Source organism: Pantoea sp. PvP021, assembly GCF_054056055.1.
Genome location: NZ_JBSRXX010000001.1, coordinates 1330911 through 1356073 on the forward strand (window position 1 = coordinate 1330911; position 25163 = coordinate 1356073).

Genomic DNA, 25163 nt, shown 5'->3' on the forward strand with positions numbered 1-25163 from the left:
CCACGATAAGGACGACGCTATGCCGAAAAGTATTATTGTTCCGCCAGGCACCTCCACCCCCATTGCCCCGTTCGTTCCCGGCACGCTGGCGGATGGCGTGGTCTATGTCTCGGGTACGCTGCCGTTTGATGCTGACAACAACGTGGTGCATGTGGGTGATGCCGCAGCGCAGACCCGCCACGTGCTGGAAACCATTAAAAAGGTGATCGAGACCGCCGGTGGCAGCATGACCGATGTGACGTTTAATTCGATTTTTATCACCGACTGGTCGAACTACGCCGCGGTGAATCAGGTTTATGCCGAGTTCTTTCCCGGCGAAAAACCGGCGCGCTTCTGTATTCAGTGCGGTCTGGTCAAGCCTGATGCGCTGATTGAGATCGCCAGCGTGGCGCACATCGGCAAAGCGGAGGTCTGATGCAGCTGGATATTCTGGGTCTGCAAAATCCCGATGCACCGACACTGGTGCTCTCATCCGGTCTGGGCGGCGTGGCAGGTTTCTGGCAGCCGCAGCTGGCCGCGCTAACGGCACGCTATCGGGTGGTGACCTATGACCAGCGCGGCACCGGTCGCAGCGCTGACAGCCTGCCGGAAGGCTACAGCATGGCGATGATGGCGTCAGAACTGGCCGCCGCGCTGGCGCAGCACGGCATCCTGCGCTTCAGCCTGATCGGTCACGCGCTTGGCGGTCTGATGGGGATGCAGCTGGCGCTGGATTATCCGGATCGGATCGAACGGATCGCGGTGATCAATGGCTGGCTGGCGCTGCATCCCCATACCCGTCGCTGCTTTCAGGTACGCCAGGACCTGCTGCTCAACGTCGGCGTCGAGGCATTTGTCCGCGCTCAGCCGCTGTTTCTCTATCCTGCGGAGTGGATGGCGCAGCATCAGACGCGGCTGGAGCAGGAAGATAGCCATCACGTCGCACATTTTCAGGGGATGGAAAATCTGATGCGCCGGCTGCACGCCCTGATGAGCGCCGACTTCAGCGCGCGGGCTGCTGCCATTCCACAACCGGTACTGGTGATCGCCAGCCAGGACGATCTGCTGGTGCCGTGGAGCTGCTCAACTGAGCTGGCCGCGGCCCTGCCCAATGCGACTGAACAGATGATGGCCTGGGGCGGCCACGCCATGAGCGTCACCGCCCCCGAAAACTTTAATGCCCTGCTGCTGCAGTGGCTGGATCAGACTGATGACGTGCAGCCGCTGCAGCGCGTCGTCGGATAACCTTTTCGCGGAGAACACGATGAGCCTGGATACCCTTACCCCTGCCGTTGAGAAAACTGAGTTTCGTAATGCGATGTCGCGGCTGGGTGCTGCGGTCAACATCATCACCACTGAAGGCCCGGCCGGACGCGCAGGCTTTACGGCCTCGGCGGTGTGCAGCGTCACGGATTCGCCGCCGACGCTGCTGGTCTGCCTTAACCGCTCTGCCTCGGTTTACCCGGTGTTCCGCGAAAATATGCAGCTCTGCGTCAATACGCTGGCGGCGGGCCATGAAACGCTCTCCAATCTGTTCGGCGGCAAAACCCCAATGGCTGATCGTTTTATTGCCGCTGAGTGGTCAACGGCCGTGACCGGCTCGCCGGTGCTGAGCGGCGCCGTCGCGTCCTTTGACTGTCGCATTACTCAGATTTTCAGCGTCGGTACGCATGACACGCTGTTCTGCGAAGTCGTGGGGTTAGTGCGCAATGATGACACCCACGGTCTGGCGTGGTTTGACCGGGGATACCATCCCCTGTTGCGGCAGGATGCCTGTTAACGCTTCCCTGAATCCCACCGGCATTCATAACGCTCTGGAGTAGACGATGGCACGATCCTGGTTTCCGCAATGGCAAAAGAAGTCGGCATTAACAGAAAACGGTATTATCGCCCCGGATGAGACCCTGCCTCTGGGGCAGACGCTGGTGCTGGGTTTACAGCATGCGGTAGCGATGTTTGGCGCAACGGTGCTGATGCCCCTGCTGATGGGGCTGGATCCCAATCTGGCCATTCTGGTCTCGGGTATAGGCACGCTGCTGTTCTTCTTTATCACCGGCGGTCGGGTGCCCAGTTATCTCGGGTCGAGCGCTGCCTTTGTCGGCGTGGTCATTGCGGTAACCGGCTTCAGCGGTCAGGGGCTGAATCCCAATCTCAGCGTGGCGCTGGGCGGCGTGATAGCCTGCGGCCTGCTCTACACGCTGATTGGTCTGGTGGTGATGAAGTCCGGCACGCGCTGGATTGAAAATCTGATGCCGCCGGTCGTGACCGGTGCAGTGGTGATGGCTATCGGGCTGAATCTGGCCCCGATTGCGGTTCACAGCGTCTCCGCCTCGTCGTTCGACAGCTGGGTTGCGGTGATGACCGTACTCTGCATTGGTCTGGTAGCGGTATTTACCCACGGGATGATTCAGCGACTGCTGATTCTGGTCGGCCTGATTCTGGCCTGGGCGATCTATGCACTGCTGACCAACGGTCTGGGGCTGGGTAAGCCGGTCGATTTTACGCTGCTGTCACAGGCTGCCTGGTTTGGTCTGCCGCACACCACTGCACCCACCTTTGATCTGCAGGCGATGGTGCTGATCGCCCCGGTGGCGATCATTCTGGTGGCTGAAAACCTCGGGCATCTGAAAGCGGTGGCGGGCATGACCGGACGCAATCTCGATCCTTACATGGGACGCGCTTTTGTTGGCGATGGCCTGGCCACCATGCTCTCCGGATCGATCGGCGGCAGTGGCGTTACCACCTATGCCGAAAATATCGGGGTGATGGCGGTGACCAAAGTCTACTCTACGCTGGCGTTTGTCGCCGCGGCGGTTATCGCCATCCTCGCCGGTTTCTCGCCGAAGTTTGGTGCGCTGATCCACACTATTCCGGCCCCGGTGATTGGCGGCGCATCCATTGTGGTGTTCGGGCTGATTGCGGTAGCGGGTGCCCGCATCTGGGTACAGAACCATGTTGATTTAGGCCAGAACAGTAACCTGATCATGGTGGCGACCACACTGGTGCTCGGTGCCGGTGATTTCGCGCTGAAAATCGGTTCTTTCACACTGGGGGGTATCGGTACCGCCACCTTTGGCGCGATTATCCTCAATGCGATTCTGCGCCGACGCAGTGCGGCAAAGCAGGACAAGCCACTGGCGCGACAGCAGGGTTAACGACCTACTCCAGCGGTGTGGCAGCAGGCTGCACCGCTTTTTTTCGTTTCAGCCGCAGCTCACTGACGATCACCCCGCAGACGATCAGCGCGCCGCCCAGCAACGCCAGCGCAGGCAGGCGCTCACCCGCAATACGCCCCACGACGCCAGCCCAGACTGGTTCCCCGGCATAAATCACCGTAGCGCGGGTTGGCGAAACGCTGCGTTGCGCCCAGTTCATGGTGACCTGAATCAGGGCGCTGGCCGCACCCAGCCCCAGCGCGCTGAGCAGCAGCGGCGTTGAGATGGCAGGCACCGTTTCCCCATTGGGGATCATCAGACCAAAGGCGCACAGCGATGCCACCGCCAGCTGGATCAGGGTCACACGGCGCACATCGACCTTACCGGCATAGCGGCTGATTAAGATGATCTCGGCGGCGATCGCCAGGGTACTGATCAGCGTCGCTATTTCACCTGCATTCAGAGTGATGCGACCATCCTGCGGCCCGGCCACCAGCAGCAGGCCGGTAAACGCCAGTACAATCCCCAGCCACGACATCAATCCCGGCGGACGGCGCAGAAACAGCCATTGCAGCAACGGCACGACAGGGACATAGAGCGCGGTGAGAAAGGCGGACTGACTGCTGGAAATGGTCTGCATTCCCCACGTCTGAAGACCATAGCCCCCGGCGATCGACAGGCCAATCAGCGCGCCCGCTTTCACCTCCAGCCAGGTCATGCCTGCCAGATAGCGGCGGAAAAAGAGCGCCAGCAGCAGTGCCGCGGTGGCAAAACGCAGGCCGACAAAGAAGAACGGGCCGGAGTGCTGCATCGCACGATGCACCACCAGAAAGGTGCCGCCCCAGATCATGGTTATGAAAAGTAATACCAGCTCCTGCCGCGTCAGGCGCAGGGTTAAACCGCGGAGTGTGTCCGACATAATTCACCTGATGATGTGTCCGGACAATATTGTGGGGAGAGCGAGGGGGAAAAGCAACGACGTTAACCGCCGGTCTCAACCGGCGGCAGTGTGGGGTTATGCGTCCGGTTTTTTAGGACTGCTGCGTCCCCCTTTCTCCCCGGCACGCGCGGCGCGCTGCGGATCGTTTTTAAAATTACCGCCGCTGTTTTTTCCCCCTTTACGTCCCGCTTCTGCGGCACGTTCACGGTTTTCAGCAAAATTTCCAGAACCCCCACGATGTGTTGTCATGATTTGCTCCTGTCGCGTAGTGCGATAATTAAGAATTAAAAACAGAGGGCTGACGGCCCGAAACCCGAGCTCAGCCCATGTTTAAATAATAGCCAGATTATCCTTTCACTCGTCCGCCAGTCACATTTAGCAACAGAGTAATCACCAGAAATTTGGCTAAACAACGAACACTCTGCCGACTTACAACCGATTAGCTGCTGATTTATTGCCCGACACCTCCGTTCCGGCTTCGGCATCGCCTGCGTAAAACGAAAGCTCTTCTATACTTTTTCTGGACGTCAAAACCATCTGGAGAGATCAATGGCTAAGATTCTGGTGCTCTACTATTCGATGTACGGACATATCGAAACAATGGCGAACGCGGTTGCAGAAGGCGCTCGTCGGGTTCCCGGCGCGGAAGTGGATATCCTGCGGGTACCAGAAACGATGGAGGCCGATCGCTTTGCCCAGGTGGGCGGCAAAACCGATCAGCAGGCAGCAGAAGCCACGCCTGAGGTGCTGCCGCACTATGACGCGATTATCGTCGGTACCCCGACCCGCTTCGGCAACATGGCCGGACAGATGCGGACATTCTGGGATCGCACCGGCGGACTCTGGGCGTCAGGCGCGCTGTTTGGCAAGGTTGCCAGCGTCTTTACCTCAACCGGCACCGGCGGCGGACAGGAACAGACCATCACGTCTGTCTGGACCACCCTGGCGCATCACGGCATGGTGATTGTGCCAATCGGCTACGGAACCAAAGAGTTGTTCGATATTTCACAGGTTCGCGGTGGAACGCCTTATGGAGCCACCACCCTGGCGGGCGGCGATGGTTCGCGTCAGCCTACCGAAGCGGAACTGAATATCGCCCGTTTTCAGGGCGAACATGTTGCCGGACTGACCGTCAAACTGCAGGACTGATTTAATCAAAGGAGAAAAGTATGTCTACTGAACAATCGAAAGCACATCACGTTGGCGAATGGGCAAGTCTGCGTCATACCTCCCCTGAAATTGCCGAGGCCATTTTCGAAGTGGCTAACTACGATGAAAAACTGGCAGAAGAGATCTGGCGTCAGCAAGGCAGTGATGACGTGCTGATTCGCGCCTTTGAAAAAACCGATAAAGATCTCCTGACCTGGGATGACAAGCCCGTAGAACGTAAGAACGTCTGATTCAGGGGCGGGACTTTCCCGCCCTCAATTTTTAGCTCACCAAGGAGTACGCTATGTCTTCCTATCAAAGCATTAATCCCGCAAACAACCAGTTGCTGAAAAGCTGGCCGTCACACGATGAAGCCGCCGTCAGCCATGCCCTCGAAGTGGCCGATCGCCTTTTCCATTCTTCATGGAGCAAAGGTGATATTCAGCCGCGTCTGCAGGTACTGAAAAAACTGGCTGACCTGATTGATAGCCGCGCGGAAGAACTGGCCACCATCGCCAGTAAAGAGATGGGTAAACTGATTGGTCAGAGCCGCGGAGAAGTGAAAATCTGCTCGCAGATTGCCCGCTACTACGCAGAGAATGCGGAACGTATTCTGCAGCCGCAGTCCTATCCCAGCGATCTGGGCGAAGCCTGGGTTGAGTATCACCCGATTGGCGTTTTAGTCGCCGTCGAGCCGTGGAACTTCCCTTACTATCAGCTGATGCGCGTGCTGGCACCTAACCTGGCGCTGGGTAACCCGGTGCTGGCAAAACATGCCAATATCGTGCCGCACTGTGCCGATGTCTTTGAGAAGCTGGTTCGTGAAGCGGGTGCACCTGAAGGGGCCTGGACTAACCTGTTCATCTCCACCGATCAGGTCGCCGATCTGATTGCTGACGACCGCGTACAGGGTGTCGCCCTGACCGGATCCGAGCGCGCGGGCAGCGCCGTGGCTGAGCAGGCCGGTAAGCATCTTAAGAAATCGACGCTGGAGCTGGGTGGCAATGACGTGTTTGTGGTGCTGGATGATGCCGATCTTGATGAAGCGGTACGTCAGGGCGTGCAGGCTCGCCTCAGCAACTGCGGACAGGTCTGTACCGCCGCAAAACGTTTTATTCTGCATGAGAAGATTGCCGATCGCTTTATCAGCCAGTTCAGCGCTGCACTGAGTTCCGCTACGCTGGGCGATCCGCTGGATGAGAAGACCACGCTTGGCCCGCTCTCCTCCGCTGACGCGCGTGACCGCCTGGTGAAACAGGTAGACGAAGCCGTCGCCAATGGCGCAAAACTGGTCACGGGCGGCAAAGCCGTTGAAGGTGCAGGTTGCTACTATCAGCCAACCATTCTCACTGGCATTACCCCGGATAATCCCGCCTATTATCAGGAGTTCTTCGGTCCGGTCGCGCAGGTTTATGTCATAGGGGACGATCAGGCGGCTGTGGCGCTGGCGAACGACTCTCACTATGGTCTGGGCGGCTCGGTCTGGACACGCGATATTGCACGCGGTCGTAAACTGGCCTCCGCCATTGAAACCGGCATGGTGTTTATCAACTCTCAGAGCGACACCTCAGCGGAACTGCCCTTTGGTGGCGTGAAACGTTCAGGTTATGGCCGTGAGCTGTCTGATCTGGGCATCAAAGAGTTTGCTAACCAGAAACTGGTGGTCGTGGCGGGTTAATCGCCTTACAGCCATAAAAAAACCCCGTCTCGACGGGGTTTTTTATTATCAGCCGGATAGCACGATTACTGAGTTGCCACAGCTGCTGACTTTGATTCGTCGTTGTGCGCTGTTGCAGGCGTGTTCGAGGCGTTAGCCTGGTCAGCCGCACCTTTATCGGCACTGGCTGATTTCGCTGCCGCGTTGTCCGCTTTCGCTTTCTCAGCGGCGGCTTTATCCGCTGCTGCCTTGTCTGCTTTTGCCTTCTCAGCGGCGGCTTTATCCGCTGCTGCCTTATCCGCTTTTGCCTTCTCGGCTGCGGCTTTATCGGCTGCTGCCTTGTCCGCTTTTGCTTTTTCAGCGGCGGCTTTATCGGCTTCAGACTTCTCAGCGGCAGCTTTATCGGCGTCAGCCTTCTCTTTCGCCGCGGTCGCTTTATCCGCTTCAGCCTTATCAGCAGCAGCATCATTGGTCGCTGCGGCTTTCGCACTGTCGTCGTCAGACTGGGCTGCCGGTTGTGGTGCCGCCGCTGGCTGCATTGGCGTGCCCTGCAGCGCAGCATTCAGCACCTGAGAGAACTGATCCCAGCTGCAATAGCCGTTTGCATCGGTCTCACAACCCGCCAGCTGCAGCGTAACGCGCTTCGGTGGGTTCTTCAGGCTCAGCACGTCTGCGTTGCGCAGCTGATCGGCGCTCTGATAGACATACTCAACTTTGAGCAGGTCTTTATCATTTTTGGCATCATGCCAGCGTTCGAAAACAACCTGACCGCCAATCGGCGTTTTTTCGAAGGTATCAGGCAGTTCATAAGGCTTGACCTGCAACGCGCTCAGCAGCGAGGCGATGTTTGAGTCATGGCCTACCATCAGCGTAATTTTTGGCGCGTTGGCTTTGTCCTGGTCCACTAACTGACTGCGGATGTAGTCCACCAGCGGTGCCGCCACTTCACGGGAAATGTCCGGGCTGGTAAACAGCGCATCCTGGTAACCATTTTTAATCGCTGACAGCTCTTTCCACTGCTCAGGCGTTTTGATCTGACCCCATGCAACCTGATCCAGCGGAAAACCTTCGTAATATTGCAGCGTGAACGCATCCATCAGGGAATTCCCCGTTTTCAGCGGGCCACTGACATTCGGTTCTTTACCATTTTCAGCGCTGAAGGTGTTCTGACCACTGCTGAGATCGCACTGCTTTTTATTGTTGCAGGCAGGCGATGCTTTGTAGTCAACAATCTTTTCCAGGCGCTGGAAGGCAGGCTTCAGCGACAGTTTTTCATTCGCAGCGGCCATCTCAGCCAGCGCTTTCTTATTGAATGCTTCACTGCCATCTGTAATAACCGGATTGAAGATAGGATCCATGGAGCCCATTTCATCCTGATGAGAAACAGCGACGTCACAGCCCGGGAAGGCGCCATTAACAAAGAACTGGGCGGTGGCCACAGTGCGCTGCAGGCTGTTGGCGTAAACAAAGACGTTATTGCTGTCAGGACAGCTGCCGTTCTTCACCAGGCCCTGCTGTGCCAGCCACTGACGGGTGTAGTTACCCATGTAGACTTCCAGCACACCACCTTTCGTGGTCAGCTGTCCGCCGGGAACATCCCACTGCGGCCAGCTTTTTTTGGTCGACTGCGCCAGCACGCTGCCATTATCAGCCAGCGGTGCACGCAGATTGTGACGACTTAACATCAGCACCTGTTGCAGCTGCATATCACCCTCAGCAGCAAATGCTACCGTTCCGACCGGCAATGCAGCGAGCACTGACAATGCGCAAAGACTCAGTTTCTTGATCATTGTGCCTATTCCATTCATTCAGTAAAGAAACACTCTGGCTATCAACCCATTAGCTCGCCTCAGAGCGATGTAATCAACAGTGTAACTCAGCTCGCCTCAGAAAAGCGCCAGATGTTTGCAAAAACGGTGAGTGGACTATAGCAGAGATGCACCGGAGAGATGAATGCGCAGCCACGCGTCACAGAGAGTGGCACGCTTTTTTCAGACAGGAAGAAGTTACAGAGAGAGCAGAAACGAAACAGGCCAGCACTGCGTGCTGGCCTGTAAAATGTGGCGGAGGAGGAGAGATTCGAACTCTCGGATGGTTTCCCATCGGCGGTTTTCAAGACCGCTGCCTTAAGCCGCTCGGCCACCCCTCCGTTTTGAAAATGTACTGCATTGGCAAAACATCTATTTTTGCCGCTTTATTGCCCAGGGCAGATAAAGTGGCGGAGGAGGAGAGATTCGAACTCTCGGATGGTTTCCCATCGGCGGTTTTCAAGACCGCTGCCTTAAGCCGCTCGGCCACCCCTCCGCAATGACGCGCACTATAAACACCCCGTTTAGGGATGTAAAGCACCTATCTGTCTATTCGCCTGAAAAACAGCCAGATTGTGATTTTTCGGTGTCAAAATCGCCACTCTGCTCAAACAATTAGCAGTTTAGCGCGTAAAGAAGGGTAAAACGCCTTTTCCCTCTTTAATGGCCTGCGTATTCTCGGCACATATTTGGTGTTCTGCTTAAAGGAGCGCAACATGGAAAGAATTGTCACCTCATCGCAGTCCTCACTGCTGTCTACGCACAGAGTTCTGCGCAATACCTATTTTCTTCTCGGACTGACCCTGGCCTTCTCGGCCGTTACGGCTACCGCCAGCACCCTGCTGGCCCTGCCTGCGCCGGGTTTAATCCTGATGCTGGTTGGCTTCTATGGCTTGATGTTTTTAACCTACCGTCTGGCTAACAGCCCGATGGGCATTCTGGCCGCTTTTGCCTTTACCGGCTTCCTGGGTTATTGCCTGGGGCCTATCCTGAGCTCATTCTTAACCGCAGGCATGGGTGACGTGATAGCGCTGGCGCTGGGCGGCACGGCGCTGGTGTTCTTCTGCTGTTCGGCCTACGTGCTGACCACCCGTCGTGATATGTCCTTCCTCGGCGGCATGATGATGGCAGGTTTCGTTGTGTTGCTGGTTGCTGTGGTAGCCAACATCTTCCTGCAGCTGCCTGCATTGCATCTGGCCATCAGCGCCCTGTTCATTCTGTTTTCAGCCGGTGCGATTTTGTGGGAAACCAGCAACATCATTCACGGTGGCGAAACCAACTACATCCGGGCGACGGTCAGCCTCTATGTTTCGCTCTATAACATCTTTGTCAGCCTGCTGAGCCTGCTGGGGTTTGCCCGCAGTAACTAATCCGCAGTGACAGTAGCCTGTAAAACCCCGCTTCGGCGGGGTTTTTGCTTTTACTGCCCGCCAGGTTTGATAAACTGCGCCGTCATTTACTAAGAGGATGTCACGTGAATTTAAACGGTAACGAAATCGCCGTCGATGCCGAAGGCTATCTGAAGCATCCCGGCGACTGGAGTGAAGCACTGGCTGTCCACATCGCTGAGCAGGAAGGCCTGACCCTGACTGAAGCACACTGGGAAGTGGTCCATTTTGTGCGCGCCTTTTATCTGGAATATAACACCTCACCCGCCGTGCGAATGCTGGTGAAGGCGATGGCGCAGAAATATGGCGAAGAGAAAGGCAATAGCCGCTATCTGTTCCGCCTGTTCCCTGAAGGGCCGGCTAAACAGGCGACGAAAATCGCCGGCCTGCCTAAACCGGCGAAATGTCTGTAATTAACCGGTCGTAAAATCGCGGGGCGGCTCCGCGGGCTGGTGCGGCTCCACCAGCACCTTTTCAACGCGCGCGCTGCGTGGCCCGCCCGCTTTAAGCCAGGCGATCAGCGCATCGACCTGCTCCGCCTCACCCCAGGCCAGCACCTCGACACTGCCGTCATCCAGATTTCGCGCATAGCCCAGTACGCCCAGCGTCCTGGCTTCTGCCTGAGTACTGTAACGAAACCCGACGCCCTGGACGCGGCCATGAACCCATGCTTTAAAACAGGCTGCTGACATTATTCTCTCCTGCTGCTGTTCGTTGCAATTTCCCGTTATCCACCGGACAATGGCGCCTCATTTTTTCAGGTAAGCATAGCAAACTATGACAGTCAGATTGATTCTCGCAAAGGGACGTGAAAAGTCCCTGCTCCGTCGCCATCCATGGGTCTTTTCAGGTGCCGTTGCGCGTCTGGAAGGTAAAGCGCAACTGGGTGAAACCATTGACGTTTGTGACAGCAACGGTAAATGGCTGGCTCGCGCCGCTTATTCACCCGAGTCGCAGATCCGCGCCCGCGTCTGGAGCTGGCAGGCCGATGAATCCATCGATATCGCCTTCTTTGTCCGCCGGTTTGAACAGGCGCAGCAGTGGCGCGAATGGCTGGCGGTCCGCGATGGTCTGGACAGCTATCGCCTGATCGCCGGTGAATCTGATGGTTTACCGGGCGTCACCATTGACCGCTTTGGCAACTTTTTAGTGATGCAACTGCTCTCAGCAGGCGCAGAATATCAGCGTGCAGCGATCATCACCGCCCTGCAGCACTGTTTCCCTGGCTGCGCCATCTATGACCGTTCTGACGTCGCCGTTCGTAAGAAAGAGGGTCTGGCGCTGACGCAGGGCACCGTTACCGGTGAACTGCCGCCGCCGCTGCTGCCGATTACTGAACATGGCATGAAGCTGCTGGTGGATATCCAGGGCGGTCACAAAACCGGCTATTACCTTGATCAGCGTGACAGCCGTCTCGCCACGCGTCGTTACGCACAGGATGCCCGCGTCCTTAACTGCTTCTCTTACACCGGTGGATTCGCGGTTTCGGCGCTGATGGGTGGCTGTAAAGAAGTGATCAGCGTGGATACCTCCCAGGAGGCGCTGGACGTTGCCCGTCAGAACGTTGAACTCAATGAGCTGGATCTCTCCCGCGCGCAATTTGAGCGTGATGATGTTTTCAAACTGCTGCGCCGTTATCGTGACAGTGGCGAGAAATTTGATCTGATCATTATGGATCCGCCAAAGTTCGTCGAAAACAAAAGCCAGTTGATGGGCGCCTGTCGCGGCTATAAAGACATTAATATGCTCGCCATTCAGTTACTGAATCCGGGCGGCGTATTAATGACCTTCTCCTGCTCCGGTCTGATGGCCACCGATCTGTTCCAGAAGATCATCGCCGATGCCGCGCTGGATGCGGGCCGTGAAGTGCAGTTTATTGAGCAGTTCCGCCAGGCCGCAGATCATCCGGTGATCGCCAGCTATCCGGAAGGTCTCTACCTGAAAGGTTTCGCCTGCCGCGTCATGTGACTTGAAAAAACGGCTCCTGCCCCCATATTGGTAAGAGAGCTTTTTTTTGGGAGGTCACAATGATTGCCAGTAAATTTGGTATTGGTCAGCAGGTTCGTCATCGTTTGTCCGGCGTACTGGGCGTTATCGTCGATGTCGATCCTGAATACTCGTTAGATGAGCCTAAAATTGAAGATGTTGGCGCGGAAGAGAAAATGCGCACCGCGCCCTGGTATCATGTGGTGATGGAAGATGAGGAAGGCGATCAGGTACATACCTATGTTGCTGAGATTCAGCTTTCCGGCGAAACCAGCATTGAACACCCTGAGCAGCCTTCAATGGATGAGCTGGCAGCATCGGTACGTCAGCAATTACAGGCACCTCATCTGCGACATTAATCTGTGGCGGCACGCTCTGCCGCCACACTCATCATTTCTGACGCGTTATTCCCAGACGCGGAATTTCAATCTTCGGGCAGCGATCCATAATCACCGTCATGCCCGCATCCTGTGCCAGTACCGCCGCCTGCTCATTAATCACACCCAGCTGCAGCCATAATGTTTTTGCCCCCACGGCGATAGCCTCCTGCGCCACGCCCCACGCGGCTTCAGAATTGCGAAAGACATCCACCATATCAATCTTGCCCGGTACATCCGCCAGGCTGGCATACCCCTGCTGCCCCAGCAGCGTTTTCCCTGCCAGTTTCGGGCTGACCGGGATCACCTCATATCCCTGGTCGAGCAGATATTTCATCACACCGTAACTGGGACGTTCGGGGCGATCGCTTGCTCCGACTAAGGCGATACGTTGGGTGCGCGTCAGCACCTCACGAATTGTCTGATCGTTCATGTTTAACTCCTTTCAGGCCAGTGTTGAGTGTAGATTGGCGTGCCCTTTAGCGGGTAAGTCCTCAGCGAAATTAATTGAACCCGCGCACGAATAAATATGTTTAAATGTAAATTAACTGCCATAATGTAAGAATTTGCTACACACCATCCTTTGTGTCTTCAGTTACCGGAGTTGAAATGAAGCTGTCGCTGGCTGTAACGGGGTTAATTACCCTCCTCGTTTCGGCGTCCTGTTCTGCCATCACATTAAAGCTCGATCCTCAGATCGATTTGCTGGTGCTGGATGGTCGAAAAATTTCAGGCTCCCTCCTCAAAGGCGCAGACAGCCTGGAGCTGGACCGCGGTCAGCATCAGTTTCTGTTTCGGGTCGAGCAGCAGCGCAAAGGTCAGAATGAGAACGTCATCGCTTATCAGTCGGTACCGATGATCGTCACGTTCACCGCGGTTGCCAAAACCATTACCATTCGCTTGCCTGCGCTGGAGACAAAACGCGAGCGTTATCATTTTGACCGTAGCCTGAACTTTCAGCTGGTGGATGAAAAAGGCACGGAGATTACCAGCGTGCGCGACCACCTGCCGGTCACCACATCCGCAGATATGGAAAAAGCGATGCTGAATTATAATCGCACCCGCCAGATTGCCTCTGTGCCGCGGTTTGCAAATACCCCTTCTGCAACGCCCTCTTCCGTCCGGCTTACCGCCGATCTGGACTGGACTACTCAGGCCGAACTGCCCTCGCTGCACCGCTGGTTTCACCGCTTCGATGAAGCCACGCGTCAGCAGCTTCTGACGCTGGTCAAAATGCTACGTACGAGTTGATAGAGTCGAAAGGCCAGAGGTACACTCGTGCTCTCTCTTCTTGCGCATGAGCCTTACCAGGACGCCTTTATGGAACAGACTGTTCGTACCCTCGGCACCACAAAACATATCGCGCTGGTCGCCCACGACCACTGCAAAGCCGCCCTGCTTGACTGGGTGAAACAAAACCAGCCCGCGCTGGAATCGCACATCCTCTATGCCACCGGCACTACCGGGAATCTGATCAATCGCGATACGGGTCTGAATGTGACAGCCATGCTGAGCGGCCCGATGGGCGGCGATCAGCAGGTGGGTGCGCTGATTTCGGAAGGGAAGATCGATGCACTGATTTTTTTCTGGGATCCCCTCAACGCAGTGCCGCACGATCCGGATGTCAAAGCACTGCTGCGTCTGGCTACCGTATGGAATATCCCGGTAGCCACTAACCGTTCCACGGCTGACTTTATCATTCAGTCGCCACTGTTTGCGCAAAGTGTAGAGATTATGATCCCCGACTATCAGCGCTATCTGGCCGATCGTCTGAAGTAACTCAGGCTTTACGCAGCACCGGCACACCCAGCTCGCGGAAGTGATCGACAAACGGTGACGGCGCTGCCTTATCGAACATCAGAAAAACCTGCTGACGCGCGCGCGTCAGTGCCACATAGGCCAGACGGCGCTCTTCTGCATCAGGGAACGCTTCTGGCTGCGGTAATAAGCCCTGTTCAATAATCGATTCGCGCGCCTCTGCCGGGAAGCCCTCTTTACCCTGCTGTAATCCCAGCAAAATGACGTAATCTGCCTGCTGACCTTTGCTGGCATGAATCGTCATAAATTCCAGATTAAGCTTCGGCCAGCGGGTTCTGGCTTTATCCAGTAAATCCGGCCGCAGATAGTGATAACGCGCCAGCAGCAGAATTCGCTCATCAGGCTTCGCGTAACCGCTGAGTTTGTTCAGCAAGGCTTCCAGCTGATCCTGCGCCAGCAGCGAAATCGACTTTTTATTGCCTTTGGTAATGCTGTTCAGCGGTTTTGCCAGCTGCTGCGGATTTTGTTGTATAAACCGGTTGGCAATGTCGCCGATGCGGTCGTTGAAACGGTAGGTTGTGTCCAGTACGCAGCGGTCTCCCTCACCAAAATAGTGATGGAATGCCGTCGTCAGCGTCATCTCCGCCCCACTAAAGCGGTAGATGGCCTGCCAGTCATCCCCAACAGCAAATAGTGCGGTACGCTTATTCTGCTGGCGCAATGCGCTCAGTAACGCGGCACGCTGAGGCGAGATATCCTGGAATTCATCCACCAGAATGTGTTTCCACGGACTGATAAACCGTCCTTTTTCCAGAATGGCAATCGCCTGGTGAATCAGACCTGAGAAATCGACCGCGCCCTCCTCTTTTAATGCGCTCTTCCACGCTTTCAGCAACGGTGCCATCAGTTTGATGCGCTTACTGAAGAGATCCCGGATCTCTTCGGGTACGTCGGCGATCATCGCTGCCTGCGCACCGCCATGCATGCGCATCAGACCAAGCCAGCGCTCCAGCCGTGACGCCAGCCGGTTTGCCAGCCTGTCGTCCTCCCAGAATGGCCCCTCGGGTAACTCCCACTCCAGTTCATCACGCAGCCACTGACGCCAGCCGTTTGCCTGCGCCTTCTTCTCATGACACTGCTGCCGCCACTGCTGGATCAGCAGCGTGCGACGCGCATCGGCATCACTCTCAAGTTTGCTGATAACCGGCTGCTTATTACTGCCTTCACGAATAATATGCAGCGCCAGAGAATGGAAAGTCCGCGCCTGGATGTCAGCGGCGGAGAGCCGCGACTGGATACGTGCGTTCATCTCTTCAGCCGCCTGGCGGCCAAATGCCAGTAACAGGATTTGATCGGCGCTGGCCAGCTTGCGCTGCATTAACCAGCCTGCACGAGCCACCAGCACCGAGGTTTTACCGCTGCCCGCGCCTGCCAGCACCAGCAGAGAATTCTCGCCATTAACCACCGCCTCACATTGCGACTGATTGAGTGGCGTGCTCTCGACGCTGGCAAAGAAATCCTGATAGCGGGTGAGCATGGCGGCCGTCCAGTCACGGTTTCGCTGCCGCAACGCCGTTTCGCCCTGCTCCAGCCAGCGCTGACAGAATTGCCAGTTGTCCCGGCAGTCAGCAAAATCTTTTAATCGTGAGAGCGGCATCGGCAACGCATCGAACTGTTTGAGGATGTTGGTTTTCAGCGCCTGCAACTCGTGGCGATTCAGCCAGCGATCCTGCGCGCCAAACGCCTCGATTTCGTCGCGTAGCGCCTGCAGCACCTCGCGGCACACTGCGCTCATCTCCAGACTCCAGCTCTGCCAGGCCTGCAGCAGATAGTGGTGAAAGCGCTGCGTTTCCTGCCATTCCGTGCCATGCAGGCGGACCACTTTTTCATCGGCCAGCAAAAACTCCAGCTCGCCCCACACCAGCCCGCGCTTGCAGGCGATATCCAGTAACTGGTTAAAGGGGATCAGATACTCATGCTTATCGCCGCTGACTTCGACGCCTGCCGCCATCAAACGGACACGATTATAAGGATGCTGGGCAAGCCGTTTGCCCATCGAGGTTGCTTTCAGTTCCACGCCGACACCAACGTCAGAGAATAGGATTAGGGGGAGTTTACCTGTCAGACCCTTAGCGCTCCAGCCTTAAAACAGGCTAAACTTGGCGTCACATCTTGCGGAATGCAAAAGGAAAAGAAGATCATGCGCACCGTTTTAAATATTCTTAATTTTGTTCTGGGCGGTTTTTTCACCACCCTGAGCTGGCTGTTTGCCACGTTAATCAGCATCGTGCTGATTTTTACCCTGCCGCTGACCCGCTCCTGCTGGGAAATCACCAAACTCTCGCTGCTGCCATTTGGCAACGAGGCGGTGCATGTTGATGTGCTGCGTCCGGAAAGTAAGAGTCATATTCTGAATACCGGCGGCACCTTTCTGAATATCTTCTGGCTGATTTTCTTTGGCTGGTGGCTCTGCCTTTCGCACATCTCCGTGGGGATTGTGCAGTGCATCAGTATTATCGGTATTCCGGTAGGGATTGCGAACTTTAAGATCGCCGCTATCGCGCTCTGGCCGGTTGGCCGTCGGGTGGTGTCGGTGGAAGAGGCGCGTGCCGCGCGCGAAGCCAATGTCCGCCGCTACTAATATGATGTCTGATGCCGTGCCAGGCTGGCGCAAATATCTGTTTAACAGTACGTGGCGCTATCTGCTGCGGATCCTGTTTGCACTGAGTGGCTGCGCCGCCATTCCCTGGTGGCTGCATCAGATTGAGTGGACGATCCCTCTGACCCTGGGCGTGGTCGCTGCTGCGCTGGCCGATCTCGATGATCGCCTGGCCGGTCGCCTGAAGAATCTGCTGATTACCCTGCTCTGCTTCTGCATCGCCTCGGTTTCAGTCGAGTTACTGTTTCCCTATCCGTTCGCCTTTATTATCGGGCTGGCAATCTCGACCTGGGGCTTTATTCTGCTGGGCGCTCTTGGCCAGCGCTATGCGACTATCGCCTTTGGTGCTCTGCTGATTGCGGTCTATACCATGCTCGGCATCGGACTGTTCAGCCAGTGGTATATGCAGCCGATGCTGCTGCTGGTCGGCGCGTTGTGGTACAACCTGCTGACATTACTGGGCCATCTGATGTTTCCGGTCCGGCCGGTGCAGGAGCAACTGGCCGGAAGTTTTTCACAACTGGCGCGTTACCTTGATGCCAAAGCGAATCTTTTCGATCCCGACGCGGGCGATCAGGATGATGCCGCGTTTATTGATGCGGCGATGGTCAACAGCCAGTTAGTGGCGCAACTTAATCTGACCAAGACCACACTGCAGAGTCGCCTGCGCGGCGATCGCGGGTCGCGCGGCACCCGCCGTAGTCTGCACTACTACTTTGTGGCGCAGGATATTCATGAACGGGCCAGCTCTTCCCATCTGCAATATCATCTGCTGCGCGGCGACTGGCGCTACAACGAAATTCTGTTTCGCTTTCAGCGCCTGCTGAATATGCAGGCTCAGGCCTGTCGCCAGCTGGCACATTGCATTCTGATGCGTCAAAGGTGGGTGCATGACAGCCGTTTTGAGCGTGCATTTGAACGATTACAGAAAGCGATAGAACGTCTGGAGCAGCATGATCCTGACGCTACGCATACCCGTGCTCTTTTCTGGCTGCTGCGCAACCTGCGCGCCATCGACGCACAGCTTGCTTCGATCGAATCAGAACAGACGCTGGCCGGTGAAGATCCTCAGCACAGTGACAATCTGCTGTCACGCGAAGGATTGAGTGGCTGGAGTGATATCCGGCTGCGCTTCAGCCGACACCTCTCGCCCGCATCGGCGCTGTTCCGGCATGCGGTTCGGATGTCTGTGGTGCTCTGTATTGGATATGGTTTTATTCAGGTAACCGGGCTGGAGCGGGGATACTGGATTTTGCTGACCAGCCTGTTTGTCTGCCAGCCCAACTACAATGCAACGCAGCGACGACTGGCCTTGCGCATCGGCGGAACGCTGGCGGGGATTGCGATTGGTCTGCCCGTTTTATGGCTGGTGCCTTCGATTGAAGGTCAGTTAATCCTGATAGTGATCACGGGCGTACTGTTCTTCGCTTTCAGGCAGGTGCAGTATGCACAGGCCACGCTGTTTATCACTCTGCTGGTGCTGCTCTGCTTTAACCTGCTGGGTGAAGGATTTGAAGTTGCCCTGCCGCGGGTAGTGGATACCCTACTGGGCTGTGGGCTGGCCTGGCTGGCTGTCGCGTTTATCTGGCCTGACTGGCGCTTTCGTCAGTTACCTGCCGTGGCAGAACGAACGCTGAAAGCGAATTGCCGCTATCTGGACGCGATCATGGAGCAATATCATCAGGGCAAAGATAACCGTCTCGCCTATCGCATTGCACGGCGTGATGCGCATAACGCGGATGCTGAACTGGCGTCAGTGGTCTCAAACATGAGCAGTGAAAGTCGCACCAGCCAGAAGCTGCGCGATTCGGCTTTTCAGCTGCTTTGCTCCAACCATTCGTTTCTGAGTTACATTTCTGCGCTGGGCGCTCACCGCGATAAAATTACCGCACCCGAACTGCTGACATTGCTGGATGATACGGTTTGCTATGTGGAGGATGTGCTGCAGACGGAAGTTGTCAGCGATGAGCACGTAGAAACGATGCGCCATCAACTGGCTCAGCGAATCAGCCAGCTGGCCGCAGATGCGGATACGCGTGCGCCGCTGGTGCTCCAGCAACTCGGTCTGCTGGTGGCATTAATGCCCGATGTGGCTCGCCTGCGCCGCACGCTAATCACTGATTAGCCTTCGCCGTTTCTGAGATTGGGGTTTGATAAAAGCGTGCGCTGGAACCACGCATTCAGCTCCGCCCGTGTCGCCTGCGGCAGCGCGGCGGCATGGTGGCCCGTGATGGCCCCCTGCAGCGCAAGTAATGTCTGGAACCCAACGTGCTGGTTGATCGCTTTTAGCTTCAGCCAGCACTGTTTAGCCCCCATCTGGTAGAGATGATTGACGCTCATGACGCCCGCCTCGTACAGCATCATCTCCATACGTACGCTGAGATTTGGCAGATCTTTTAACCGCGGTGAGGATTGTCGGTCCTGCAACTCCAGCTGCGCCGTTTCTAAAGAGGCAGCGGAGAGCGCCAGCAGATGGTCAGGGTCGCGCCACAACGCCTCATCGACCCGAAAGTAATTGAGACTCACCAGCTTGCCCCGCTTGCGAAAAATCAGGGGTTGCAGCGGACGATCTGTAAGGTATTCCCGCAGAGGTTCACTGGCACGCAGATAGAGTTCGTCTTTATTAATTAAGGCAAAAACCACACTTTCTACAGCCAGGGCATAGCCTCCGAACTGGGTGCGCGACTCTATTGTTCCTAATGGGGCCAGGCGCGCTCTGGAGCGCTCTACAACCGGATTCACCTTTTTCATTGCACCACCTCCATGTAAGAAATATATCGTAAATTACCTTGGGTATCAGGTAATTAGAAGATAAAAAAAAGCGTCAACGGGTTCAATGAATAAATAGCGTTTCAACTAATCTTGTCGCGATTTTGCGAGGCGTTTTCAGAAATTTGGGTTGATCTTTATCCAGGATGACAGTACTGTATATTCATACAGTCCACTGCTGGTGATTAACTTATGCGAACACAACATCCTAATAATTCACGCTATGCTCATCATTATGCGTCCTCTTCCGTTCCGGCCTCTCAGGGCGGTGGAATTACTGAGTTACGCTACAGCGAACAGCCCGGTATGATGCAGATGTTGCTGTTGCCTTTATTGCAGCAGCTGAGTCAGCAATCGCGCTGGCAGTTGTGGTTAACACCGGCATATAAACTGAATCGCACCTGGCTGCAGGAATCAGGATTACCACTGGATAAAAGTATGCATATCGCCGATTCTGAACGTCTGAATGCGGTTGAAGCGATGGTTAAAGCATTGCGTACAGGAAATTACAGTGTCGTTCTGGCATGGATTCCTTACGATCTTGACGAAGATGAACGACGTCAACTTGAAAATGCGGCGGCAGAGGGTGAAGCGTTAGGATTGATTTTGCGTGCAAGCGGGACATCAGAAGCGCCTCTCAGACCGCAAACTGCGATAAAAATTCAGTCGGATTTGTTTCATTAAGTAAAAATCAGAAGTTTCCCAAGCTATTTTTCTTATCTGTCGCAGCTAAACCACTGATTCTGTTAGTTCGAGCGTTGACAATGGTTTAGCAAGTTTTTAGGGCTTTTTGCCGCGGCAATAAGACCAGCCTAATTGTTAGAAATTGTGTATAAATCGCTGTTTTTTTACATAAGCGCCTCACATCATACTTGTAAGTTTCCAATCTCGTTGTAGACTTTAGCTCGCCAGGGTGCTCAATAACCTCCGTTTTTTGCGGTAGAGTCATAAGCGAGCGTTTTGACCCGGCGAAGGATTTAAACCAAGAGCAACCTTTTTGCTCATTGCCTATTTGGATGATAACGAGGCGCAAAATGAAAAAGACAGCTATCGCAATTGCAGTGGCACTGGCTGGCTTCGCTACCGTAGCGCAGGCCGCTCCGAAAGATGACACCTGGTACACCGGTGCTAAACTGGGCTGGTCTCAGTATCACGACACTGGTTACTACGGTAACGGTTACGAAAACAATGACGGTCCAACTCATGAAAGCCAGCTGGGTGCAGGTGCATTCGTTGGTTACCAGGCAAATCCATACCTGGGCTTCGAGCTGGGCTATGACTGGCTGGGTCGCATGCCTAACAAAGGCAACGTGACTAACGGCGCATTCAAAGCACAGGGCGTTCAGCTGGCTGCTAAACTGAGCTACCCAATCTATGACGATCTGGACGTGTATACTCGTCTGGGCGGCATGGTATGGCGTGCAGACTCAACGCAGACTAACCCAACTACTGGCCGCATCAGCGACCACGACACCGGCGTATCTCCGCTGGCTGCTGTTGGTGTTGAATATGCGCTGACCAAAAACTGGGCTACCCGTCTGGATTACCAGTGGGTTAACAACATCGGTGATGCACAGACCGTTGGTACTCGTCCAGACAACGGCATGCTGAGCGTAGGCGTTTCATACCGCTTCGGTCAGGATGACGTCGCTGCTCCGGCGCCAGCTCCGGCTCCAGCACCAGCTCCAGTTGTTGAAACTAAGCGTTTCACTCTGAAGTCTGACGTTCTGTTCACCTTCAACAAATCTACCCTGAAGCCAGAAGGCCAGCAGGCTCTGGATCAGCTGTACAGCCAGCTGAGCTCAATGGATCCTAAAGATGGTTCCGTTGTCGTACTGGGCTTCACCGATCGCATCGGTTCAGAGCAGTACAACCAGAAACTGTCTGAGAAACGTGCTCAGTCAGTCGTAGATTACCTGGTATCTAAAGGTATTCCTTCTAACAAGATCTCTGCACGTGGCATGGGTGAATCTAACCCAGTTACCGGCAACACCTGTGACAGCGTGAAAGGCCGTAATGCCCTGATCGACTGCCTGGCGCCGGACCGTCGTGTAGAAATCGACGTTAAAGGTATCAAAGACGTTGTAACTCAGCCACAGGCTTAAGTTTACACGTAATAAAAAACCCCGCTAAGGCGGGGTTTTTTTATGCCGGTAATAAAACCGGACTGAGAGATGAAGGCTTTGATTGCCCTGCCCGATTATTCGCTCTCTGAACCGGAGTTACCCAGAATCGCCTGCAAATCCTGCTTCAGGCTCGACATCTGAGTGGCATATTTCTCTTTACGTTCTGCATCTTCTATCAGCTGAACAATCGTTTCAGAGAGCGTGCAGCCGCGCCGCTGTGCCAGACCTGCCAGTCGCTGCCAGACCAGATACTCCAGGTCTATCGATTTTTTTCGCGTATGCTGATGTTCAGCGTTGAAATGGCGTTTTCGTCGGGCACGGATGGTCTGCTTCAGTCGGTTATCCAGATCAGCGTGAATATGTTCTGCGATCCATTCATTCACTGTAACCGGATTATTTTCCATTGCCAGCAGCTTATCCACTGCTGCCTGCGCCGCGCTTAACTCAAGGTGACGCGTGATCAGTTCACCTTCCCGATGTTTTTTCACCAGGTATTTCCACTTCCATCCACATTCAAGATTTTCGAGTTGCTGGTATTTCATCGGAATCTCATCGTGATCACGTAACGAACTAAGAATAACAGCTTTTTTCCCGGATGCAGCAACGAAAAACATGCTGTCACCATCACATCTTCAACAGGAAGTCTGCAGTGCTTAACAAGGGTGAATCCTGTATAATCTCGCTTTTCTTAAAACAGACAAATGCGATTATTTTGACCAGCACTCAACTTACGTGGCAGACCTTACAGCCAGATAGCGCGCAATACCAATCCGTTTTCTCCCGAATTGCTGATGAAGAAACTGATGCTCTGGCAACGGTACAGCCCCGGTTGCTGAATGCACTGGCGCACTTACACCATCAGACGCAGGGGTTCCCGTTACTGCTGGTTCGTAGCCAGGAGAATCGCGATTATCTGACATTCATTGCCCAGGCCGCAGAGCGGGTTATGGCCGACAGTACCACTCTATTCGGCGGTGATTACCATATCATGGCCGACAACGTCACGCTCCAGCCCCCCTCCGATCCTCAACGCCCATTCACCAGTCAGGGTGGTATTCACTTTGCTGAATGGACTGAGATGGAGCAATTGTTTGGCTGCGTGCGCCAGTATAAAGATCGCATCCAGCTGGAACCGGGCCTGATCCATCGTGCTAATGGCGGCACGCTGCTGCTTTCACTGCGTAGCCTGATGACGCAGCCGATTCTCTGGTTGCGCCTGAAGAAGTGTGTTGAGCAGGGCTATGCTGAGTGGACATCTCAGGATGAACGCCGGCCGCTGCCAGTCTCGATTCCTCCCTTGCCGCTCAATCTGAAACTGGTCCTGTGTGGCGATCGGGAAGCGCTGGCAGAATTTCAGGAGCTGGATCCCGAAGCTCACGAAATGGCCATCTATACTGAATTTGAAGAGAATATTCAGATTCTGGATGAAGATGACATGCTTGCCTGGTGTCGCTGGAACATCGAACTGGCGCAACAGGCGGGTCTGCCCCAGCCGGAAGCGGACTTCTGGCCAGAACTGATTAAAGAAGGCGTCCGCTACAGCGGCGATCAGGAAACGCTGCCACTCTGCCCCCGCTGGCTACAACGCCAGATGCGCGAATCGGCCCTGATGGGCGATGAACTGAACGCTGAAGCGCTGCGTGATGCGCTGGAAGCGCGTTTGTGGCGCGAGAATTATCTTAATGAGCGGATGCGTGACGAGATCCTGCTGCGACAGATTCTGATTGAAACCGAAGGCGAAGTGGTTGGTCAGATTAATGGCCTGTCGGTCGTTGAATATCCTGGCCATCCCCGTGCCTGGGGCGATCCATCGCGTATTACCTGCGTGGTACATCCCGGCGATGGTGAATTCATGGATATCGAGCGTAAAGCGGAGCTGGGCGGTAATATTCATGCCAAAGGCATGATGATTATGCAGGCTTACCTGATTGCCGAACTGGAACTCGATCAGCAACTGCCCTTCTCGGCCTCAATGGTCTTTGAGCAATCTTACTCCGAGGTGGATGGTGATAGCGCTTCGCTGGCTGAACTCTGTGCCTTAATCAGCGCGCTGGCTAATCAGCCCATCAATCAGCAAATTGCGGTGACCGGCTCGGTTGATCAGTTCGGCAACGTACAACCGGTGGGCGGACTGAACGAGAAAATCGAAGGCTTCTTTGATATCTGCCATCAGCGAGAACTGACAGGTCAGCAGGGTGTGATTATTCCCGCCAGCAATGTCCGTCATCTCAGCCTCAGCCAGGCGGTTGTCAGTGCGGTTGAACAGGGTCATTTCCATATCTGGGCAATTGACCGTGCCGATGAAGCGCTACCGCTGCTGACCGGTAAAATCTGGAGTACCGAGGATGGCCTGGGCGATTGCCTGCTGAATACCATCCAGGAACGCATTAGCCTGTTCAACCAGCCGGACGGTCCGCAACGTCCCTGGGCGCTGCGCTGGCTTAACTGGTTCAACCACCGTTAATCCGATTTGCTCAGCGTACAACTGTTCGCTAATATTCGTGATTCACTAAAACAAGGCTTATTGAAAACATGGTAGATAAACGCGAATCCTATACCAAAGAAGATCTGATTCTGTCAGGTCGTGGTGAACTGTTTGGCGAAAATGGTCCGCCGCTTCCATCCGGCAACATGCTGATGATGGACCGCGTGGTCAAAATGACCGAAGACGGCGGCAAATATGACAAAGGCTTTGTTGAAGCGGAGCTGGATATCAATCCTGATCTCTGGTTCTTCGGCTGTCACTTTATAGGCGATCCTGTGATGCCGGGTTGTCTGGGCCTTGATGCCATGTGGCAGCTGGTTGGTTTCTATCTGGGCTGGCTGGGCGGCGAAGGTAAAGGTCGTGCGCTGGGCGTGGGTGAAGTGAAATTCACCGGTCAGGTCCTGCCAGATGCGAAGAAAGTGACTTACCGCATTCACTTCAAACGCGTTATTAACCGCAAACTGGTTATGGGCGTGGCAGATGGTGAAGTGCTGGTTGACGGTAATCTGATCTATACCGCCAGCGATCTTAAAGTCGGCCTGTTTAAAGATACCGCCGCTTTCTAAGTGTTTCCCCCGGAAACAAAAACCTCCGCGCATGGCGGAGGTTATATTCCCTTTTCAGTGACATCCGGTTATGCAGCTACCGACCTGTCCTCCATGGCTTGTCGCCAACCTCCCAACCAGTGAGACTTAGCGTCAATCAACTGATACGGACACATCTCTTTTGAGCGTCCAGTAATGCCTGCCTGATAACCACGTGAATGGGCGCGTTCGAGGCGGTCTCGTTTCTGTCTCTTCATACTCCGTGTCCCTCATGTAAGGTCTGTGGAATCTGGTGGAAAGAAAAGTGGTGAATTAATGTTCAACCACCCTTATGTTCTACCTCCTGCGCACCCAAAGATCAATGCCCAATCTTCATGCCAGT

The 25163-nt window shown here is 55.0% G+C and carries 28 protein-coding genes and 2 tRNA genes; 19 read left to right on the forward strand and 11 right to left on the reverse strand.

What is annotated here, in order from left to right; all coding sequences use genetic code 11:
* Window positions 1-19 precede the first annotated feature (19 nt).
* From rutC to rutG, 4 genes are read left to right on the forward strand one after another with little or no spacing between them, the layout of a single operon-like run.
* On the forward strand, window positions 20-415 hold the full coding sequence (rutC, locus tag ACVKSX_RS06170) for a pyrimidine utilization protein C (RefSeq protein WP_033779453.1): 396 nt from the start codon (window positions 20-22) through the stop codon (window positions 413-415).
* Window positions 415-1224 (forward strand): pyrimidine utilization protein D, encoded by an 810-nt coding sequence (gene rutD / locus ACVKSX_RS06175; protein ID WP_354438488.1) that lies wholly within the window; start codon window positions 415-417, stop codon window positions 1222-1224. Before rutC ends, rutD begins: the two co-directional genes overlap by 1 nt.
* 19 nt (window positions 1225-1243) lie before the next feature.
* Complete coding sequence (gene rutF, locus ACVKSX_RS06180) at window positions 1244-1759, forward strand: NADH-dependent FMN reductase RutF (RefSeq protein WP_354438489.1); 516 nt, start codon at window positions 1244-1246, stop codon at window positions 1757-1759.
* A 46-nt stretch (window positions 1760-1805) separates the two neighbouring features.
* A complete protein-coding gene (gene rutG / locus ACVKSX_RS06185) occupies window positions 1806-3134 on the forward strand; it encodes a pyrimidine utilization transport protein G (RefSeq protein ID WP_010669797.1) in 1329 nt (442 codons plus the stop codon).
* A 4-nt stretch (window positions 3135-3138) separates the two neighbouring features.
* Here rutG and ACVKSX_RS06190 read toward each other — a convergent pair whose 3' ends face one another.
* Both ACVKSX_RS06190 and ACVKSX_RS06195 read right to left on the reverse strand, forming a co-directional pair.
* The gene (locus tag ACVKSX_RS06190; protein ID WP_010669796.1) at window positions 3139-4053 is read right to left on the reverse strand and encodes a DMT family transporter; all 915 of its coding nucleotides are present in this window, start codon (window positions 4051-4053) and stop codon (window positions 3139-3141) included.
* 96 nt (window positions 4054-4149) lie between these two features.
* Window positions 4150-4323, reverse strand: coding sequence for a con-10 family general stress protein (locus ACVKSX_RS06195; RefSeq protein ID WP_010246636.1), 174 nt, complete (start codon window positions 4321-4323; stop codon window positions 4150-4152).
* A gap of 300 nt (window positions 4324-4623) precedes the next feature.
* Between ACVKSX_RS06195 and wrbA the strand changes: the two genes are divergently transcribed.
* Genes wrbA through ACVKSX_RS06210 form a run of 3 tightly spaced genes read left to right on the forward strand, consistent with a single transcriptional unit; the run spans window position 4624 to window position 6901 of the window.
* The gene (gene wrbA, locus ACVKSX_RS06200; protein ID WP_022625914.1) at window positions 4624-5223 is read left to right on the forward strand and encodes an NAD(P)H:quinone oxidoreductase; all 600 of its coding nucleotides are present in this window, start codon (window positions 4624-4626) and stop codon (window positions 5221-5223) included.
* Between the two features lie 20 nt (window positions 5224-5243).
* Window positions 5244-5474 carry a YccJ family protein gene (locus ACVKSX_RS06205; RefSeq protein WP_010669794.1) on the forward strand — a complete coding sequence of 77 codons (231 nt, stop codon included), beginning with the start codon at window positions 5244-5246 and terminating at the stop codon, window positions 5472-5474.
* Window positions 5475-5527: 53 nt separating this feature from the next.
* Entirely contained in the window at window positions 5528-6901 is a 1374-nt protein-coding gene (locus ACVKSX_RS06210; RefSeq protein ID WP_033771306.1) for an NAD-dependent succinate-semialdehyde dehydrogenase, read from the forward strand.
* A gap of 65 nt (window positions 6902-6966) precedes the next feature.
* On the opposite strand, the gene agp is transcribed toward ACVKSX_RS06210, so the two are convergent.
* The 3 genes from agp to ACVKSX_RS06225 all read right to left on the reverse strand — a co-directional run bounded on the left by agp (window position 6967) and on the right by ACVKSX_RS06225 (window position 9184).
* Window positions 6967-8670: a bifunctional glucose-1-phosphatase/inositol phosphatase gene (gene agp, locus ACVKSX_RS06215; protein WP_187510896.1), complete on the reverse strand. Its 1704-nt coding sequence runs from the start codon at window positions 8668-8670 to the stop codon at window positions 6967-6969.
* Window positions 8671-8941: 271 nt separating this feature from the next.
* A tRNA-Ser gene (locus ACVKSX_RS06220) sits at window positions 8942-9029 on the reverse strand.
* Between the two features lie 67 nt (window positions 9030-9096).
* Window positions 9097-9184, reverse strand: a tRNA-Ser gene (locus tag ACVKSX_RS06225).
* Window positions 9185-9404: 220 nt separating this feature from the next.
* Here ACVKSX_RS06225 and yccA point away from each other — a divergent pair.
* A complete protein-coding gene (gene yccA, locus ACVKSX_RS06230; RefSeq protein WP_003850014.1) occupies window positions 9405-10058 on the forward strand; it encodes an FtsH protease modulator YccA in 654 nt (217 codons plus the stop codon).
* A gap of 104 nt (window positions 10059-10162) precedes the next feature.
* Entirely contained in the window at window positions 10163-10489 is a 327-nt protein-coding gene (locus ACVKSX_RS06235; protein WP_187510897.1) for a TusE/DsrC/DsvC family sulfur relay protein, read from the forward strand.
* Here ACVKSX_RS06235 and yccX read toward each other — a convergent pair whose 3' ends face one another.
* On the reverse strand, window positions 10490-10768 hold the full coding sequence (gene yccX / locus ACVKSX_RS06240; RefSeq protein ID WP_010246647.1) for an acylphosphatase: 279 nt from the start codon (window positions 10766-10768) through the stop codon (window positions 10490-10492).
* Window positions 10769-10853: 85 nt separating this feature from the next.
* Between yccX and rlmI the strand changes: the two genes are divergently transcribed.
* Both rlmI and hspQ read left to right on the forward strand, forming a co-directional pair.
* On the forward strand, window positions 10854-12044 hold the full coding sequence (gene rlmI / locus ACVKSX_RS06245) for a 23S rRNA (cytosine(1962)-C(5))-methyltransferase RlmI (protein ID WP_064690097.1): 1191 nt from the start codon (window positions 10854-10856) through the stop codon (window positions 12042-12044).
* Between the two features lie 59 nt (window positions 12045-12103).
* The gene (hspQ, locus tag ACVKSX_RS06250) at window positions 12104-12421 is read left to right on the forward strand and encodes a heat shock protein HspQ (RefSeq protein ID WP_010246651.1); all 318 of its coding nucleotides are present in this window, start codon (window positions 12104-12106) and stop codon (window positions 12419-12421) included.
* A gap of 31 nt (window positions 12422-12452) precedes the next feature.
* Here the strand turns inward: hspQ and ACVKSX_RS06255 are convergent, their stop codons facing one another.
* A complete protein-coding gene (locus ACVKSX_RS06255; protein ID WP_010669789.1) occupies window positions 12453-12872 on the reverse strand; it encodes a CoA-binding protein in 420 nt (139 codons plus the stop codon).
* A 176-nt stretch (window positions 12873-13048) separates the two neighbouring features.
* On the opposite strand from ACVKSX_RS06255, the gene ACVKSX_RS06260 reads away from it, so the two are divergent.
* Window positions 13049-13690, forward strand: a complete 642-nt coding sequence (locus ACVKSX_RS06260) for a YccT family protein (RefSeq protein ID WP_010669788.1) — start codon at window positions 13049-13051, stop codon at window positions 13688-13690.
* A 69-nt stretch (window positions 13691-13759) separates the two neighbouring features.
* The gene (gene mgsA / locus ACVKSX_RS06265; protein ID WP_010246657.1) at window positions 13760-14218 is read left to right on the forward strand and encodes a methylglyoxal synthase; all 459 of its coding nucleotides are present in this window, start codon (window positions 13760-13762) and stop codon (window positions 14216-14218) included.
* 1 nt (window position 14219) lies between these two features.
* Here the strand turns inward: mgsA and helD are convergent, their stop codons facing one another.
* Window positions 14220-16274 carry a DNA helicase IV gene (gene helD / locus ACVKSX_RS06270; protein WP_182500402.1) on the reverse strand — a complete coding sequence of 685 codons (2055 nt, stop codon included), beginning with the start codon at window positions 16272-16274 and terminating at the stop codon, window positions 14220-14222.
* A gap of 123 nt (window positions 16275-16397) precedes the next feature.
* Between helD and ACVKSX_RS06275 the strand changes: the two genes are divergently transcribed.
* Entirely contained in the window at window positions 16398-16838 is a 441-nt protein-coding gene (locus tag ACVKSX_RS06275; RefSeq protein ID WP_010255036.1) for a YccF domain-containing protein, read from the forward strand.
* Entirely contained in the window at window positions 16822-18981 is a 2160-nt protein-coding gene (gene yccS, locus ACVKSX_RS06280; RefSeq protein WP_022625924.1) for a YccS family putative transporter, read from the forward strand. The genes ACVKSX_RS06275 and yccS overlap by 17 nt, the downstream gene beginning before the upstream one ends.
* On the opposite strand, the gene ACVKSX_RS06285 is transcribed toward yccS, so the two are convergent.
* Entirely contained in the window at window positions 18978-19607 is a 630-nt protein-coding gene (locus ACVKSX_RS06285) for a TfoX/Sxy family DNA transformation protein (protein ID WP_010669784.1), read from the reverse strand. The two genes, yccS and ACVKSX_RS06285, sit on opposite strands and share 4 nt — an antisense overlap.
* A 210-nt stretch (window positions 19608-19817) precedes the next feature.
* Between ACVKSX_RS06285 and sulA the strand changes: the two genes are divergently transcribed.
* Together sulA and ompA are read left to right on the forward strand one after the other, a co-directional pair.
* Entirely contained in the window at window positions 19818-20309 is a 492-nt protein-coding gene (gene sulA, locus ACVKSX_RS06290) for an SOS-induced cell division inhibitor SulA (RefSeq protein WP_010255031.1), read from the forward strand.
* Between the two features lie 350 nt (window positions 20310-20659).
* Window positions 20660-21730, forward strand: coding sequence for a porin OmpA (ompA, locus tag ACVKSX_RS06295; protein ID WP_010255028.1), 1071 nt, complete (start codon window positions 20660-20662; stop codon window positions 21728-21730).
* A gap of 95 nt (window positions 21731-21825) precedes the next feature.
* On the opposite strand, the gene matP is transcribed toward ompA, so the two are convergent.
* Entirely contained in the window at window positions 21826-22293 is a 468-nt protein-coding gene (gene matP, locus ACVKSX_RS06300; RefSeq protein WP_138919647.1) for a macrodomain Ter protein MatP, read from the reverse strand.
* Between the two features lie 53 nt (window positions 22294-22346).
* Here matP and ACVKSX_RS06305 point away from each other — a divergent pair, with 53 nt between their 5' ends.
* Both ACVKSX_RS06305 and fabA read left to right on the forward strand, forming a co-directional pair.
* Window positions 22347-24215 (forward strand): AAA family ATPase, encoded by a 1869-nt coding sequence (locus tag ACVKSX_RS06305; protein WP_187501365.1) that lies wholly within the window; start codon window positions 22347-22349, stop codon window positions 24213-24215.
* A gap of 68 nt (window positions 24216-24283) precedes the next feature.
* Window positions 24284-24802 (forward strand): bifunctional 3-hydroxydecanoyl-ACP dehydratase/trans-2-decenoyl-ACP isomerase, encoded by a 519-nt coding sequence (gene fabA / locus ACVKSX_RS06310; RefSeq protein WP_009091047.1) that lies wholly within the window; start codon window positions 24284-24286, stop codon window positions 24800-24802.
* 68 nt (window positions 24803-24870) lie between these two features.
* Here fabA and rmf read toward each other — a convergent pair whose 3' ends face one another.
* Entirely contained in the window at window positions 24871-25038 is a 168-nt protein-coding gene (gene rmf / locus ACVKSX_RS06315; protein ID WP_008925875.1) for a ribosome modulation factor, read from the reverse strand.
* Between the last annotated feature and the right edge of the window lie 125 nt (window positions 25039-25163).

Bases quoted from the DNA above. Each gene is read 5' to 3' on its own strand.
- ACVKSX_RS06285 (WP_010669784.1), bottom strand. From the start codon at position 19,607: ATGAAAAAGGTGAATCCGGTTGTAGAGCGCTCCAGAGCGCGCCTGGCC.
- matP (WP_138919647.1), bottom strand. From the start codon at position 22,293: ATGAAATACCAGCAACTCGAAAATCTTGAATGTGGATGGAAGTGGAAA.
- ACVKSX_RS06190 (WP_010669796.1), bottom strand. From the start codon at position 4,053: ATGTCGGACACACTCCGCGGTTTAACCCTGCGCCTGACGCGGCAGGAG.
- ACVKSX_RS06260 (WP_010669788.1), top strand. From the start codon at position 13,049: ATGAAGCTGTCGCTGGCTGTAACGGGGTTAATTACCCTCCTCGTTTCG.
- rutF (WP_354438489.1), top strand. From the start codon at position 1,244: ATGAGCCTGGATACCCTTACCCCTGCCGTTGAGAAAACTGAGTTTCGT.
- ACVKSX_RS06305 (WP_187501365.1), top strand. From the start codon at position 22,347: ATGCAGCAACGAAAAACATGCTGTCACCATCACATCTTCAACAGGAAG.
- yccA (WP_003850014.1), top strand. From the start codon at position 9,405: ATGGAAAGAATTGTCACCTCATCGCAGTCCTCACTGCTGTCTACGCAC.
- rutG (WP_010669797.1), top strand. From the start codon at position 1,806: ATGGCACGATCCTGGTTTCCGCAATGGCAAAAGAAGTCGGCATTAACA.
- ACVKSX_RS06195 (WP_010246636.1), bottom strand. From the start codon at position 4,323: ATGACAACACATCGTGGGGGTTCTGGAAATTTTGCTGAAAACCGTGAA.
- hspQ (WP_010246651.1), top strand. From the start codon at position 12,104: ATGATTGCCAGTAAATTTGGTATTGGTCAGCAGGTTCGTCATCGTTTG.
- mgsA (WP_010246657.1), top strand. From the start codon at position 13,760: ATGGAACAGACTGTTCGTACCCTCGGCACCACAAAACATATCGCGCTG.
- fabA (WP_009091047.1), top strand. From the start codon at position 24,284: ATGGTAGATAAACGCGAATCCTATACCAAAGAAGATCTGATTCTGTCA.
- ACVKSX_RS06205 (WP_010669794.1), top strand. From the start codon at position 5,244: ATGTCTACTGAACAATCGAAAGCACATCACGTTGGCGAATGGGCAAGT.
- rmf (WP_008925875.1), bottom strand. From the start codon at position 25,038: ATGAAGAGACAGAAACGAGACCGCCTCGAACGCGCCCATTCACGTGGT.
- rlmI (WP_064690097.1), top strand. From the start codon at position 10,854: ATGACAGTCAGATTGATTCTCGCAAAGGGACGTGAAAAGTCCCTGCTC.
- yccS (WP_022625924.1), top strand. From the start codon at position 16,822: ATGTCCGCCGCTACTAATATGATGTCTGATGCCGTGCCAGGCTGGCGC.
- yccX (WP_010246647.1), bottom strand. From the start codon at position 10,768: ATGTCAGCAGCCTGTTTTAAAGCATGGGTTCATGGCCGCGTCCAGGGC.
- sulA (WP_010255031.1), top strand. From the start codon at position 19,818: ATGCGAACACAACATCCTAATAATTCACGCTATGCTCATCATTATGCG.
- rutD (WP_354438488.1), top strand. From the start codon at position 415: ATGCAGCTGGATATTCTGGGTCTGCAAAATCCCGATGCACCGACACTG.
- agp (WP_187510896.1), bottom strand. From the start codon at position 8,670: ATGATCAAGAAACTGAGTCTTTGCGCATTGTCAGTGCTCGCTGCATTG.
- ACVKSX_RS06255 (WP_010669789.1), bottom strand. From the start codon at position 12,872: ATGAACGATCAGACAATTCGTGAGGTGCTGACGCGCACCCAACGTATC.
- ompA (WP_010255028.1), top strand. From the start codon at position 20,660: ATGAAAAAGACAGCTATCGCAATTGCAGTGGCACTGGCTGGCTTCGCT.
- wrbA (WP_022625914.1), top strand. From the start codon at position 4,624: ATGGCTAAGATTCTGGTGCTCTACTATTCGATGTACGGACATATCGAA.
- ACVKSX_RS06210 (WP_033771306.1), top strand. From the start codon at position 5,528: ATGTCTTCCTATCAAAGCATTAATCCCGCAAACAACCAGTTGCTGAAA.
- ACVKSX_RS06275 (WP_010255036.1), top strand. From the start codon at position 16,398: ATGCGCACCGTTTTAAATATTCTTAATTTTGTTCTGGGCGGTTTTTTC.
- rutC (WP_033779453.1), top strand. From the start codon at position 20: ATGCCGAAAAGTATTATTGTTCCGCCAGGCACCTCCACCCCCATTGCC.